Origin of the sequence: Niallia sp. FSL R7-0271 (assembly GCF_038005785.1) — a bacterium.
Lineage (GTDB): Bacteria > Bacillota > Bacilli > Bacillales > Cytobacillaceae > Niallia.
Map to the genome: position 1 here is coordinate 2,555,263 of NZ_JBBOTZ010000001.1, position 15,378 is coordinate 2,570,640.

14 protein-coding genes are annotated in these 15,378 nt (G+C 39.8%); all 14 read right to left on the reverse strand.

What is annotated here, in order from left to right; translation table 11 throughout:
* Positions 1-84 precede the first annotated feature (84 nt).
* The 14 genes from MKX82_RS13115 to MKX82_RS13180 all read right to left on the reverse strand — a co-directional run bounded on the left by MKX82_RS13115 (position 85) and on the right by MKX82_RS13180 (position 15,324).
* On the reverse strand, positions 85-807 hold the full coding sequence (locus MKX82_RS13115; RefSeq protein ID WP_233313237.1) for an amino acid ABC transporter ATP-binding protein: 723 nt from the start codon (positions 805-807) through the stop codon (positions 85-87).
* On the reverse strand, positions 800-1,459 hold the full coding sequence (locus MKX82_RS13120; RefSeq protein WP_233313235.1) for an amino acid ABC transporter permease: 660 nt from the start codon (positions 1,457-1,459) through the stop codon (positions 800-802). Before MKX82_RS13120 ends, MKX82_RS13115 begins: the two co-directional genes overlap by 8 nt.
* Before the next feature lie 85 nt (positions 1,460-1,544).
* Positions 1,545-2,318, reverse strand: coding sequence for a transporter substrate-binding domain-containing protein (locus MKX82_RS13125; RefSeq protein WP_233313234.1), 774 nt, complete (start codon positions 2,316-2,318; stop codon positions 1,545-1,547).
* A 243-nt stretch (positions 2,319-2,561) separates the two neighbouring features.
* Positions 2,562-2,999, reverse strand: coding sequence for a BrxA/BrxB family bacilliredoxin (locus MKX82_RS13130; RefSeq protein WP_341077700.1), 438 nt, complete (start codon positions 2,997-2,999; stop codon positions 2,562-2,564).
* Positions 3,000-3,109: 110 nt separating this feature from the next.
* Complete coding sequence (locus tag MKX82_RS13135) at positions 3,110-4,381, reverse strand: dihydrolipoamide acetyltransferase family protein (protein ID WP_341077702.1); 1,272 nt, start codon at positions 4,379-4,381, stop codon at positions 3,110-3,112.
* Between the two features lie 26 nt (positions 4,382-4,407).
* Complete coding sequence (locus MKX82_RS13140) at positions 4,408-5,391, reverse strand: alpha-ketoacid dehydrogenase subunit beta (protein WP_341077705.1); 984 nt, start codon at positions 5,389-5,391, stop codon at positions 4,408-4,410.
* 14 nt (positions 5,392-5,405) lie between these two features.
* Positions 5,406-6,398, reverse strand: a complete 993-nt coding sequence (locus MKX82_RS13145) for a thiamine pyrophosphate-dependent dehydrogenase E1 component subunit alpha (RefSeq protein ID WP_233314714.1) — start codon at positions 6,396-6,398, stop codon at positions 5,406-5,408.
* Positions 6,399-6,451: 53 nt separating this feature from the next.
* Complete coding sequence (gene lpdA, locus MKX82_RS13150) at positions 6,452-7,873, reverse strand: dihydrolipoyl dehydrogenase (protein WP_233313229.1); 1,422 nt, start codon at positions 7,871-7,873, stop codon at positions 6,452-6,454.
* A gap of 21 nt (positions 7,874-7,894) precedes the next feature.
* Entirely contained in the window at positions 7,895-8,968 is a 1,074-nt protein-coding gene (buk, locus tag MKX82_RS13155) for a butyrate kinase (RefSeq protein ID WP_341079541.1), read from the reverse strand.
* Between the two features lie 40 nt (positions 8,969-9,008).
* The gene (locus tag MKX82_RS13160) at positions 9,009-10,643 is read right to left on the reverse strand and encodes a sigma 54-interacting transcriptional regulator (RefSeq protein WP_341077709.1); all 1,635 of its coding nucleotides are present in this window, start codon (positions 10,641-10,643) and stop codon (positions 9,009-9,011) included.
* A gap of 196 nt (positions 10,644-10,839) precedes the next feature.
* Positions 10,840-11,565 (reverse strand): glycerophosphodiester phosphodiesterase, encoded by a 726-nt coding sequence (locus tag MKX82_RS13165; protein WP_341077711.1) that lies wholly within the window; start codon positions 11,563-11,565, stop codon positions 10,840-10,842.
* 84 nt (positions 11,566-11,649) lie between these two features.
* On the reverse strand, positions 11,650-11,850 hold the full coding sequence (locus MKX82_RS13170) for a cold-shock protein (RefSeq protein ID WP_127737529.1): 201 nt from the start codon (positions 11,848-11,850) through the stop codon (positions 11,650-11,652).
* 616 nt (positions 11,851-12,466) lie between these two features.
* On the reverse strand, positions 12,467-13,423 hold the full coding sequence (locus MKX82_RS13175; RefSeq protein WP_233313226.1) for an AEC family transporter: 957 nt from the start codon (positions 13,421-13,423) through the stop codon (positions 12,467-12,469).
* Between the two features lie 203 nt (positions 13,424-13,626).
* A complete protein-coding gene (locus MKX82_RS13180) occupies positions 13,627-15,324 on the reverse strand; it encodes an NAD-dependent malic enzyme (RefSeq protein WP_233313225.1) in 1,698 nt (565 codons plus the stop codon).
* Positions 15,325-15,378: the final 54 nt, after the last annotated feature.

Sequence of the window (15,378 nt, forward strand, 5' to 3'; positions counted from 1 at the left end):
ATAGCAAGTCTTTGGGAAAGATTATCATGTCTAATAACCAGTAAAATAAAAAAAGCTGCCTTTTATCAAGACAGCTTTTTACTATTACAGCATTTTTTCTAAAAACTCTTTCGCTCTTGCACTTTTCGGATTTGAAAAGAACTCTGCAGGCGGCGCATCCTCAACGATTGAGCCTTGATCCAAGAACAATACTCTGCTTGCAGCTTCTCTAGCAAAGCCCATTTCGTGTGTAACAATCAGCATCGTAATCCCTGTATTCGCCAATGATTTCATAACTTCAAGTACTTCCTTAACCATTTCCGGATCTAAAGCTGAAGTAGGTTCATCGAACAAAATAACCTCTGGATTCATAGCAAGTGCTCTGGCAATTGCTACCCTTTGCTTTTGTCCGCCAGAAAGACGATTCGGATATTCATTAGCCTTTTCAGCCAAGCCGACTTTCTGCAGCAACTCTTTCCCTTGCTTTTCAGCCTCAGATTTGCTCATACCTTTAACTTTAATTGGTGCATAAGTGACATTTTGCAGGACAGTCTTATGCGGGAAAAGATGAAAGTGCTGGAATACCATTCCGACATTTTCTCTCATTTTTTTAATGTTAGCCTTCTTAGCTGTAACTTCCACATTATCAATGAAAATTTTGCCTTCAGTCGGCACTTCTAATAAATTCAGGCAGCGCAGGAAAGTGGATTTACCAGAACCAGATGGCCCGATAATTGTCACTACCTCACCTTTTTTTATTTCTGTTGAGATTCCTTTCAAAACTTGTAAGGAACCGAATGATTTATGCAATTGTTGAACATTAATCACTTCTTCTCATTCTCCTTTCAAGAACCTTCGCAAGCAATGTCAGCACCATTACCATTACATAATAAATTACCCCTGCAAGCAATAATGGTTCGAAATAGGAAAATTTGTCTCCACCCATTATATAAGCCCTTCTCATTATGTCCGTAACACCAATAACTGTAACGATTGCTGATTCCTTCGTTAAAGAAACCGCTTCGTTTATAAGTGCTGGAAAAATGTTTTTCAGTGCTTGTGGAAGAATTAAATCGAACATTGCTTGTCTGTTGCTAACTCCAAGAGCAAGCGCTGCTTCCTTTTGGCCTTTATCCACAGCCAGAATTCCTGCGCGGATAATCTCAGAAATATAGGCAGCTGAGTTTAACCCGAATGACATGATTGCCGCTGCAGCTGGTTCAATTTGCACACCTGTAATTTGCGGTGTGCCGTAATAGATAATCATTAACTGAAGAACAAGCGGCGTTCCTCTGAAAATAGACGTATACGCATCTGCAATCCAGCTCAATACTGGGAATTTGCTAATTTTTAAGATCGATAGGACAATCCCTAATACAAAGCCTAATATTCCTGCAACAAATACGATTTTTAATGTAACGATAATTCCTTTTAATAGAAAAGGAAGGGATGGAATAAACTGTTGAAAATCCAATTCCATACAATGACTCAATCCTTTCAAAAAATAAGAAAACGTTAAAGAGAGTCTCTTTAAACGTTTTTCTTATTTAAGCTATTTATTTATGTTAGTTATCAAACCATTTAACAATTAACTTATCCAACTCGCCGTTTTCTTTCATTTTATTCAATTCTTCATTAAACTTCGCTGTTAAATCACTGTCTTTTGGAAACGCGATTGCAGAACCAGCATCGTCATTTGCTTCTGTTGCAGTAAAGGAGCTTAAAGTATCATCCTTTTTCAAATACCCTTGTGCTACTACATCTTCAATGATTGCTGCATCAAATCTGCCTGCTTTAATTTCTTCCACCAACTGTGGAATACGGTCACGGTTTTCGACTTTCACATCAACTTTTTTTGCGATCTCATTTGCAGCATCTTCTTGAATGGATGCAAGCTGTACGCCGATTGTTTTGCCTTTCAAATCTTCCACGCTGTTAATATTGCTGTCTTTTTTTGTAATAACTAAATCTTGAGCAGTATAGTAAATATCACTGAAATCAACATTTTCTTTTCTTTCAGGTGTAGGTGACATACCTGACATAACTAAGTCCACTTGGCCTGCTTGGATTGCTGGAATCAAACCGCTGAAATCAAAGTCTTTCACTTTAATTGTATAGCCCAGTTTTTCACCAAGTGCATTCGCTAAATCAATATCGAATCCGATAATATCTTCACTTTTTGCTGAATCAATGTATTCAAACGGTGGATAGTCAGCTGATGTTCCCATAATAAGTTCTTTTTTATCAGAAGAACTTCCGCTGTTGCTGTCATCTGTGCTTGTACCACAACCTGCTAGAATTGCTATCATTAACAGCATAAGTGCCATTAGTTTTTTCATAAAGTTTTCCCCCTATAATCAATATGATGTATTTTGCGCGATGTTTTTTCGTTCTCATGAGAGTTATATTCATACAACTATATGCATTTTAACACAAACTAATAATTATTCAATACACTTTATACAAATTCATTTAAAAAAATAATTTTCCAAAAGGATGAATTGAACTACTTTTCTGAAAAAACTTTATAATAAAAGACAGAGGATAATTTCCTCTGCCTATCTTTTACTTATTTTGAAAGTTTATACTTCCTCACAATATTCTTCAAATGCATTTTGCAGTTTCCCGACAACTTCCATTGGATCATGGCCTTCGATTTCATGACGTTCTACCATCTTCACAATTTGCCCGTCTTTTAATAAGGCAAAGGATGGTGAGGATGGTGCATATCCTGTAAAGTATGATCTTGCTTTTTCTGTTGCTTCTTTATCCTGTCCAGCGAAAACCGTTACGAGATGATCCGGCTTCTTCTTATAATGTAGGGAATATCCTGCAGCTGGACGGGCAATACCTCCTGCACATCCGCACACAGAATTGACCATCACTAATGTAGTTCCTTCTTTAGCAAAAGCCTCATCTACTGCCTCAGGTGTAGTAAGCTCTGTATAGCCAGCTTCTTCCATGTCCTGGCGTGCTTGGCGAACAACATCGTTCATGAATAAATTAAAATCGATATTCATTATTTTGCCCCTCCGATTTATTTGATTAAGACATTATGTCCAGTATTTACTTATCTATCTTATTATTATCAATTGACCCGCAACTTTCAATTAATATGTTTTATCTTCTATTAATAGATTGGCGTATTGTCTTTTGTTGTATTTTCTAATCTTTCTTTCAAACGCTGCATAAATCTTCCACATACCAAACCATCAAGCACACGATGGTCAAGAGACATGCACAAATTAACCATATCGCTAATTGCAATCATGCCATCCTTAATAACAGGACGCTTAACAATCGACTCAACCTGCAGGATTGCCGCTTGCGGGTGATTAATAATACCCATTGACTGAACTGAACCAAAGGAACCTGTGTTATTCACAGTAAAGGTTCCTCCCTCCATTTCATGAAGCTGCAATGTACCGTTTCTTGCTTTTGCAGCAAGTTCCGTAATTTCTCTTGCAATTCCTTTAAGGGATTTCTCATCGGCATTTTTGATAACTGGTACAAATAGTGCATCTTCTGTTGCGACAGCTATAGAAATATTTACATCTTTTTTGCGAATGATTTTATCGCCAGCCCATGTTGAGTTAATTTCCGGGAATTCCTTTAATGTTTGCGCAACTGCTTTAACGAAGAAGGCAAAATACGTAAGGTTATAGCCTTCTGCTTTTTTAAAGGAGTCTTTGACCTCGTTTCGGTATTGAACAAGCTTTGTTGCATCGACCTCGATCATTGTCCAAGCATGAGGAATATCTTGCTTGCTCTTCTTCATATTAGCGGCAATCGCCTTGCGCACACCTGTTACTGGAATCTCGATATCACCAGGAACTGCTTGAGCATCAACAACTTGAGGAGCTGGAGCTGTTTGCTGTACAGCTACGTGTACTTGCTGCTCTTTTTGCACGTCGATTTTTTCTGGTGCAGCAACAGGCTGCTGTATCGATTGGCCACTGTTAATAGCAGCTAAGACATCTTTCCTTGTAATTCGGCCGCCTAATCCACTGCCTGTTATCTGGCTTAGATCAATTCCTGCTTCTTGGGACAGGCGCAGTACTGCAGGTGAATATCTTGCTTTGCCTGCTGCAGGCTTTTCTGTTGTATTGCTTGATGCTGTTTCTTTGACAGCAGGAGCTGCTGCTGTCACTTCTTCTGCTCCTTCTACATCAATGATGCAGATGACTTCACCGACTTGCAGTGTATCTCCTTCTCCTGCAATCAGTTCTTTAACACTGCCTGAAAAAGACGAAGGTATTTCTGCGTTGACTTTATCTGTCATTACCTCAGCCAATGGATCATATTTGTTGACAGTATCTCCAACAGAAACGAGCCATTTGCTGATTGTTCCTTCTGTTACGCTCTCTCCAAGCTTTGGCATGGTAATCTTTTCACTGGACATGTTATCCCTCCTTATCACTCAAATCATTAAAATTCTGCGAGCTTACGCATAGCATTTTCAACTTTTTCCGGGCTGACAATGAAGTGTTTTTCCATCGTCGGTGCATATGGCATAGCAGGAATATCTGGTCCAGCGAGCCTCATGATTGGTGCATCCAAGTCAAAAAGGCAGTTCTCTGCAATAATTGCCACAACCTCACTGATGATGCTGCCTTCTTTGTTGTCTTCTGTTATTAACAGAACCTTCCCTGTTTTAGAAGCTGCCTCAATAATTGCTTCTTGGTCAAGAGGATAAACAGTACGCAAATCCAATACATGTGCAGATATTCCGTCTTGCGCAAGCTTTTCTGCTGCCTGCAGTGCGAAATGTACACATAGTCCGTATGTAATGACTGTAATATCTTCTCCTTCTCTTTTTACATCTGCCTTTCCGATTGGCAGTACATAATCATCCTCAGGCACTTCCCCTTTAATCAGGCGGTATGCACGCTTATGTTCAAAGAAAAGAACAGGATCTGGATCACGAACAGCTGCTTTTAGCAATCCCTTCACATCATACGGTGTGGAAGGCATAACAATTTTCAATCCAGGCGTATTGGCAAACATTGCTTCCACTGATTGCGAATGATAAAGAGCGCCATGAATTCCTCCGCCGTATGGTGCGCGAATAACAATTGGACAAGTCCAGTCATTGTTAGAGCGGTAACGAATCTTTGCTGCCTCTGAAACAATTTGGTTTACAGCAGGCATGATGAAATCAGCAAACTGCATTTCCGCAATCGGCTTCATACCGTACATCGCGGCACCGATACCGACTCCCGCAATCGCAGATTCTGCAAGTGGTGCATCGATGACTCTTTCTTCACCGAATTGTTCATATAAGCCGGTTGTCGCCTTAAATACGCCACCTTTCACACCGACATCTTCTCCTAGGATAAATACCTTTTCATCTCTTTCCATCTCTTCTCTGATGGCCATAGTAACTGCATCAATATATGAAATAACTGCCATTATTTCTTTCCCCCTTAATTCCCGTACACATAATTCATTGAGTCTTCTGGTTTTGCATATGGAGCCTTTTCTGCATATTCAGTTGCTTCATTGATAATTTCCATAATATCAGCATTCAGCTCTTGGTCCATTTCTTCTGTCAGGACACCAACTTCTGTTAAATAATTTTTAAATGTGATAACAGGGTCCTTCGCCTTCGCTTCTGCTACTTCCTCGCGGCCTCTGTAAGTTCTGTCATCATCGTCAGAAGAGTGAGGAGTTAAACGATAAGAGACTGTCTCAATAAGAGTCGGTCCTTCCCCTCTTCTTGCTCTGTCAACTGCTTCTTTAGTGACACGATATACCTCAATTGGATCATTGCCGTCCACTGTATATCCTGGCATGCCATAACCGATGGCTCTGTCTGACACATTTTCGCAAGCTAATTGCTTTTCGATTGGAACAGAGATAGCATATTTGTTATTTTCACAAACGAAAATGACTGGGAGTTTATGTACTCCAGCAAAGTTCGCACCTTCATGGAAATCTCCCTGGTTGGAGGAACCTTCTCCAAAGCTGACATATGTTACAAAGTCTTTCTTCTCAATTTTACCAGCCAAGGCAATGCCCACAGCATGTGGAACTTGTGTAGTTACAGGTGAAGAACCAGTTACGATGCGGTTCTTTTTCTGTCCGAAATGTCCTGGCATTTGTCTGCCGCCTGAGTTAGGATCTTCTGCTTTAGCAAACCCTTGCAGCATAATTTCTCTTGGCGTTTGTCCGAATGCAAGCACAACACCTAAGTCTCTGTAATACGGCAATGAATAATCTTTAGCTCGGTCAAAGGCGAATGCCGTACCTACTTGCGCTGCCTCCTGGCCTTGGCAAGACACAACGAAAGGAATTTTTCCAGAGCGGTTTAAAAGCCACATCCTTTCATCGATACGTCGTGCTAATAGCATATATCTATACATTTCAAGTACTTGCTCATCTGTTAATCCTGCATTTAAATGGCGCTTTTCTACCATTTGATTACCTCCTACATTTCCTTGTCTCACTTTTTTATCTCCAGCTATTTGCGTCATCCGTGTATCTCCTTTCCATCAACTGCTAATGCAGCCTCTCCGATTGCTTCAGATAATGTCGGATGAGGGTGTATCGTTGCTCCTATTTCCCATGGAGCGGCATCCAGTGTGGCAGCTAGCGCTGCTTCTGAAATCATGTCAGTAGCATGAGGTCCGATAATATGAACACCTAATATATCATCTGTTTGCCTGTCAGCAATTATTTTGACAAAGCCTTCCGGTTCTCCGTATACTAGTGCTTTTCCGACTGCCTGGAAGGAGAATTTCCCTTTTTTAATTGTAAAGCCTGCATTTATTGCTTCTTCTTCTGTATATCCAATACTCGCTATTTCTGGACTAGTATAGATACATTTTGCGATTTTTTTGTAATCTAGTCGCTCTGGCTGCAATCCTGCAATATGCTCGACAGCCTTTATCCCTTCATGGGAAGCAACATGGGCCAGCTGAAGTCCTCCAATAACATCGCCAATCGCATAAATATGAGCTTCCTTCGTCTGGAAATTCTCATTTACCTGTATGGTATTATTGTCGAAGATGATTTCTGTATTTTCCAAACCCAATCCTTCCACATTGCCGATTCTGCCGACTGAAACAAGCAGCTTTTCGCCTGAAAAGAACACCTTTTCACCCTTTATTTCTGCTTGAACAGTGACATGCTCATTTTTCTCCAGCGTTTCAGGCAATACTTTAGCACCTATGACAACCTTGACACCTTTTTTCTCCAGCTGCTTCTTCAGTTCAAGGCGAATATCTTTATCCTCTGTTGGCACAATTGTGTCGCTGTATTCTATTAAGGTCACATCTACATCAAAATCAGCAAGCATGGAAGCCCATTCTACACCGATGACACCGCCGCCGACAATAAGGATTGATTTTGGAAGTTTATCCATTTTTAATGCTTCTTCTGAGCTGATAATCAACTCTCCGTCAATCTCGAGTCCGGGCAATGTATTAGGTCTTGAACCAGTAGAGACAATCACGTTTTTAGGAAGTAGCATCTCGTTTTCTTCTCCGTTATTCATCTCAACAGAGATAGTCCCTGGAATGGGAGAGAATATAGATGGACCGAGAATTCTTCCTTTCCCTTCATATACGTCGATTTTCCCTTTCTTCATCAAATACTCGACACCTTTATGCAGCTGGGTGACAATACTATTTTTTCTTGCTTGAACCTTTCCAAAATCAAAGCTCACATCATTCACAAGCACACCGAAGTCCTCGCTTCTTTTAGCCGTTGAATAAACCTCTGCACTTCTCAGTAAGGCTTTGCTTGGGATACAGCCATTATGGAGGCATGTACCGCCGAGTTTGCCTTTTTCGACTATGGCTGTTTTTAAACCTAATTGGGAAGCGCGGATTGCCGCAACATAACCGCCTGTCCCGCCTCCTAAAATAACTAAATCATATTCGTTAGCCACTATATTCACTCTCCTAAAAAATCACTTTATGTTATATGCTTTTGCTTGCTCTTCCCCGCGAAGAACACGTAAACATCCATTTGCTAATGATTGCATATCATTTTCACCCGGGTATGTGAACACATCTGCTATCCATTTAGTCCGTTCGACAATTTCGTCCACAAGCATCGTGCTGTAAGCCATAACCCCTGTCAAGATGATTGCATCAATTCTGCCGGCAAGAACAGTACTTGCACTGCCAATCTCTTTTGCAATCTGATAAGAAAGTGCATCGAAAATGAGCTTATCCTGCGTGCTGCCTTCCTTGATACCGGCTTCTAATTGACGGAGTTCCTTTTTGTGCAAATAGCTGTTTATACCTGCGTGGTACAGCAGCTGCTCTTTCATTTCCTTATAGCTGTATTTGCCGGAATAGCAGAGGTCGACCAAATCACCATGTGGAAGACTTCCAGCTCTTTCAGGGCTGAAGGGCCCTTCTCCGTTCAGACCATTATTAACATCAATGACTTTTCCGCACCTATGTGCTCCGACCGTAATTCCGTCTCCTAAATGGGCTATTATAAAATTACAATCCTCATAGGACCTGCCAAGCTCCATCGCAGCCCTTCTGCCGCTTGCTTTATGATTTAATGCATGAAAGACACTTTTTCTGGAAATAAGGGGATATCCTGATATTCGGGCAATGTCTTCAAGTTCATCAACCACAACTGGATCAGTGATAAAAGCAGGGATATTTAATCCCGCGGCAATCTCCGCTGCTATTAATCCGCCAAGATTGGAAGGATGCTCTCCTCTTTCGCCTGCCTTAAGATCTGCTATCATCGCACTGTCCACCATATATGTTCCGCCTTCAATCGGCTTTAACAAGCCGCCTATTCCGGCAATTGCGTCAAGCCTGGAAAGATTAAATCCTTCAGATAGAAGAAAATCCAGAACCTTCTTCGTCCTTGCAGGCGCCTGGGCAGCGATGTTAGGATAATCTGCTGTATCCTCCTGCATGATAGATTGCTCAAAGATTGGCACTTCATTTTCATATAGGGAAATAACTGTTGATTCGGATTTAGGGTTTATGACTAATATTCGATGTTTTTCCATCATCTTTGATAATCCTCCCTGTCCAGACAGTTTTTATTTGTTAGTTTAAATGATATTTTTCCAATTTATAATATAAATTCCGGACAGATAAGCCTAGCTTCTTCGCTGTTAACGTCTTGTTTCCATCAAGTTTTGCCAATGTACGCTCGATAATAACTTTTTCATATTCCTCAACAAGCTCAGAAAGCGGTTTATCTTCTGGTTCTAGAAGGATTGCATTCTGACTGTTGTCAGCAGTGCTGCTTGAAAAAGCGAGATCAGCTTCTTTAAGGATTGTTTTCTGTCTATCTATTTTTGCAAGTGAATGAAAAACAACAGCCCGCATTTCTCTGAAATGATGTTCAAACGGGAAGCTTTGCAATGCTTCTATTGCAGTCTTGTCAACAGAAGCAACACAGCTGCCATACTCCTTATTGGCTAGTTGTATCCATTCCTTCACCAGTGGAGCTATATCCTCTTTCCTTTCTTTAAGGGAAGGGAGATGAATGCTCGTCTGCAGCAGTTCATAATATAGTTCCTGCAGAAACAAACCTTTCATCATTGCCGTTTCCACATTAACAGAAGCGGAGAGAACTAAACGGTATCCGGCAGTTTCATCTTGATTGGAACAGATGAGATGCAGCTTTTTTTGCTGCTCCATAGAAAGATCTGTAATATTTTCCATATACACCGTACCTGAAGGCTGCAGGGAAGTATCTTCACTTCTAAGCATTTCCAAAAACGCTGAAACTTTTTCCTGCTCTTGCAAACAATCAATAGCAGTAAATGCTTGATATCTTCTCTTCCCCTCATTATGGATGGCATTTGCAAACATTTTCTTGCCAGTACCGGCAAGACCACGCAAAAACACGATATAATCCATATCAGCTGCTATTTTCCCCTGCTGCACAGCCATCTTCATCCGCGGGGACTCTGCTGTAAAGTCTTCAAACCGGCTTTGTGCTTCTAATGTACGAATAATTTTTCTAGATTGCTCAAGCTTCTTCCTTAGTTCCGCCTGCTCTATATCATAATCAATAAACAGAATACAGCCCTTCCATATCCCATCGATCAAGTTAGGAATACATCTAATATTTCCTTCTATTGAAGGTCCTGCCACTTTTTGCACAACAGTCCTTCTAGTCTCCATCGTCTTTTTGCTCACATTACTGAGCTGTTCCTTCCATTCCGCTTCAGCAGAACTGTCTTTTTTTAATAAATACTGAAACTTCTCATATGCAGGATTTTGCAAGATAACTAACAGATTTTCATCCATAATCACAAATGCTTGTGATGCGTTTTGCAGTACTGCCTGCATTCCCTGTTGTATGTATTCATCAACACGCCAATCCTCTTCCAATGCCCTATCCTGCTGAATTATCGCAGCTGCTCCAAGTAATTCTCCATCCTTGTTTAAAAGGGGAAAACGGGACACATGCACGGAAATATGTTCAGACAGACGGAATAACTTTCTGATTTCTGCCTTTTTCGTCTGGAGCACTCTCATCAGCTCTGCTTTAGGAAAGACATCAAGAATATGCGCATCCTTCGCTAACGGCCTTTTGTTCTGATGTGCAGCAAGCGTGCTTGCCTGCTGGTTGTAATAAACAATTCTTCCTTGTTTATCAATGAGCACGACCGCTTCTTTTAAGTCCTGAAAGATCGATTGTTCTGTTGATTGATAGGATAAATCCATTTGCAAAAACCTCACTTTTTGCATAATCATAAAATATTAACCGTGCAATTTATTTCATATCTATACTATAAACATATTTGCAATTCCATGCAAATTTTTTCTCGATTTTTATGTATTCTGATAATTTATTCAATTTAAACGCTTACATTTTTTACATAAAAAAGGTACCTGCATTAGTAGCAGGAACCGCACAGTCCTATTTAGAGGATGCCTGAAGAATTTGCATAGCTTGAACTGGTTCATCCGTAATAATAGCGGACGCTCCGGCTTGGATAAACTCTGTCATTTTCATTGCATCATTAACGGTATAAGGCCTAACACTTATGCCAAACCTTTCAGCCTGCTCCACCATTGGAATGGTGATCCTTTTGTAATTAGGATGAATTCCTTTAGCCTTGATTGCTGTTGCATAAATCCATGGCTGATATATTCTATCTGAAAGCAGTGCGGCTGTTTCTATTTCTGGGGCAATTCGGTGGCTGAGCACCATGCTGTAATGATTAAAGGAAGAAAAGATAATCCGGTCACCTAATCCAAACTCAGAAATAAGATTAATTGTTTTTTCTTCCATGCCATCATATGGGACATTATTGTTTTTAAACTCAATATTGCATAATAAGGAGTTGCCCTGCATCCATTCAAACAGCTCTTTTAATGAAGGTATCTTTTCGTTAACACCAGTAAATTTATAAGAAGCTTGTAATTTCCTTAACTCACTAAAAGTATGTTCTGCAACAAATCCAGTTCCATTTGTCGTGCGGTCCACTGTTTCATCATGAATGATGACTAATTCGCCATCCTTCGTCATTTGCACATCCAGCTCAATTCCGTTCGCTGAAGCCTTCTCTGCTTCCGTGAAAGCTATCATCGTATTTTCAGGAAAACGGGCAGAATAACCTCTGTGAGCAAATATCAATGTCATATACACACACTCCTAAACTAGAAATTGTGTTGATAGTAAAACAGACCCTAACGAAAGTTAGAGTCTGTTTTTGTTGAAAGTTAATTAAGCTTTAGTAACGTTAGCAGCTTGTGGTCCGCGTTGTCCTTCTTCTATGTCAAAAGAAACTTCTTGGCCCTCATCCAAAGTTTTGAAACCTTCAGATTGAATAGCACTGAAATGTACGAATACATCTTGTCCTTCTGAAGTTTCGATGAAACCAAATCCTTTTTCAGCGTTGAACCATTTTACTTTACCTGTAGCCATTTTTGTTTCCTCCTATGTGCTTCACACACTATGTATTACTATCCTTGCTCTTCATAAAAAATAAAGAATGTTCTATCCTAACTATTTACTTCGAACAAAAATAAGTCTCCTTTATAGTAACAGGTTAAACATGGGAAAGCAAATTTTTACAACAAAGTTTACAAAAAGAATGAAAAATTTATGATTTCTTTATACTTTTCGACTGATTGTCATTTTCGTAATCCTTCTAAAAAATAACCTTGCAACGATAAAGATGAGCCAATACAAAATATAACCCATCTAAACACGAATAATAATATTCCATCTAACTTAAACTTAGAAACAATAAAGCTTGGTATTATTCAATACGGCTTTAAAATTAGTTCGTTTCATTGCGCTCTCGGCCACTTTGCTTTCCGCGGGGAGAAAGATGAGCCTCCTCGTCCTCGCCTGCTGGGTCTCATCCTTCCCTCTATTTCCCGCAGGAGTCGAGTGACCTCCGCTCGATTCCACTAAGATTTTTAATTATTGTATATAATCGAAACAAAAAAACCAAACTATTAATCAATAAATGATAAAAATAGTTTGGTTTTGATTCGTATTTTACATACTTGTGTCCCAGCCTGTTAAAATGATCTTACATCAACCAAGACAGGAAGATTGGTAATGTAATTAAGGAAAGGATGGCACTGAGGACAAAGGAGGACGCTGTTTCAGCTTCCAATGTCTCAAACCTTGTTGCAATCATCGCAGCTACTGCTGAGCCTGGGAAAGCAACCAATAAGATTGCATTTGTCATATCTGTTTTAGATAATCCCATCATTAGAGCAATCAATACCATTGCCAACGGATGAATAATCGCTTTTATGAAGGCAATGCTGATAGCAGTTTTACTGAATTTAATATTGCGGATACCAATTGTTACCCCAATAGCAAATAAAGCTGCACCAGAAGTGATAGAACCAATTTCATCTAAGCTGTCTGCTAGTATATCTGGTGAATGGAAGCCGCAAAGTATTAAAACGACACCAAGCAACGGCACGCATGCAAGCGGTTCAGACAATCCATGCAGAATAGATGAAACAGTCACTTTCCATAAGCTTTGTCCCTTTTCCTTCGCATTGGTGCTTGACTGGCCAATAGTTCCGATAATACTAGCCAATGGATCAAGAAGTGCATTAACTACTACACCAGTTATCGCAATAGGGATTGCAACTGCATCCGCCCCAAATATACTTCCTAATACTGGTATACCCATAAATGCAAATGATGGCTGCGTAGAATTTAATGCAAACATAGATGCTGGAGTTGTTGATGTTTTAAATACAAAACGTGAAATCAGTAAAAGAACTACATAGAAACCGATAATACCTATGAACATTGTGACAAAGAAAGGCCATTTATCGATAAGTGTTTGTTTAGAAGTTGTTGTAATTCCGACAAATAAATGTGCTGGCAACGCAAACTTTGTAACAAGTGTGTTCAAGCCTTTAGATGAAGCAGCATCGAACTTTTTAAAATACCCTGCCAAATAACCTAAAATAATGACAAAGAAAATTGGTATTAATATAATAAATATTTGACCTATACCCATAATTTAAATCCCCCAAATGTTATCCAAAGCGTATCAATACGCTCAAAAATTGTGCTACTAAACTCTACTTAACCTATTTATTAAGTAGGTTTTAATTCTTAAAAAAATAAGTGAGACTGCTCTTTAGGGTAAATCCGGCTTTTAATCCGTATTACTAAGATTAAAAGCCTCCCTCTTTAAAGCCTTATTTCTTTCAACAATACTTACATTGCTTCAATATCTTTATATACTGGATACCACATAGCATCCTTCACAGCTTCCTCCACATTTGCAGGAATATCTTGTGCAACTCCATCTTCAATGGCTGCTTTAGCAACAGCAACTGCTACTTCATAGGAAACTTCACGAAGCTGAGAAACACTTGGCAGCAATGAAGCTCCATCTTTGCTAGTATCACAAAGCTTTGCAACTGCATCTGCAGATGCAATGAACATGCTGTCTGTAATTAATTTAGCTTTTACTACAATCGAACCAAGACCAAGGCCTGGGAATACAAAGGCATTGTTTGATTGACCAATTTCATAGCTAATTCCTTTATATTCAACAGGCTCAAATGGGCTTCCAGTAGCGATTAACGCTTTTCCGTCTGTCCATTCAATCAGGTCTGAAGGAACTGCTTCGGCTAGATGCGTTGGGTTTGACATCGGCATGATGATTGGACGCTCAACATGTTTTGCCATTTCTTTAATGATTGCTTCTGTGAAAGCACCTGCAACACCTGAAGTACCAATCAAAATGGTCGGCTTCACTTGTTTAACTGTCTCCATTAATGAAATAATGCCATTTTCTTTTTCCCAGCCTGCAACTTCTGCTTCTGAACGTACATATGGTTTTTGGAAGCTCAAAATACCGTCCATGCCATCTGTCAACAGACCTCTGTGATCAACAGCCCAGAATCTTGCACATGCTTCTTCTTCTGTCAAACCTTCAAGAACCATCGCATCTTTCATTTGGTCTGCGTTACCAATACCGGCAGCTCCTGGTCCAAACACTAATACACGTTGATCCTTTAATGATTCATTTTTGATTTTTAATCCTGAAAGAATACCTGCTAACGTTACTGCTCCAGTACCTTGGATGTCATCATTGAATGTTAAAACTTTATCTTTATACTTCTCAATAATATGGCGTGCGTTCACATTACCGAAATCCTCCCAGTGCAGCAATGCATTCGGGAACATGTCAAGTGCTTTTTCAATATAAGCATCAATGAACTGATTATACTTTTCACCACGAATTCTTTCATGGCGGTTACCGATATATAATGGATCGTTAATTAGCTTTTCATTGTTTGTACCTGCATCAAGCACTACTGGCAATACACGTTTTGGGTGGATACCTGCAGCTGCTGTATATACAGCCAGTTTTCCAATTGCGATATTGATTCCGCCGACACCCCAGTCACCAATACCTAAAATGCTCTCAGAGTCTGTTGCAACGATTAAATCAATATCGTCTGCTGAAGCACCAGTATTCGCAAGTGCTTCCTCAATTCCATCTAAATCATTAACAGACAGGTAAACACCACCTGGACGGTGATATTCGTGGCTGTATTCTTGGATGGATTGACCAACAGTCGGTGTGTAAACAATCGGCAGCATTTCGCTCAAATGATCTGTTAACAATCTGTAATATAAAACCACGTTGCGGTTGAACAAATCATTTAATGAATTGTTTTTCTCCAGATTACTTGATTTGGAAGCAAATTGCTCATATGCTCTTTTTACTTGCTCTTCAAGCGTCAAGACCGCTGGAGGCAAGATACCGTTAAGGCCAAGCTCCTCTCTTTCTTTTTCTGTAAAGGCAACGCCTTTATTTAGCAATGGATTTGCAAGGACATCCTTACCTTTTAATGTTGTATGAATCGAACCGTCTTTTTCTAAGAAAATAACTTTGCTCATCTTCTATTCCTTCTTCCTTTAACTTGGTTACTAAAAGTTAACTGGTTAATTTAC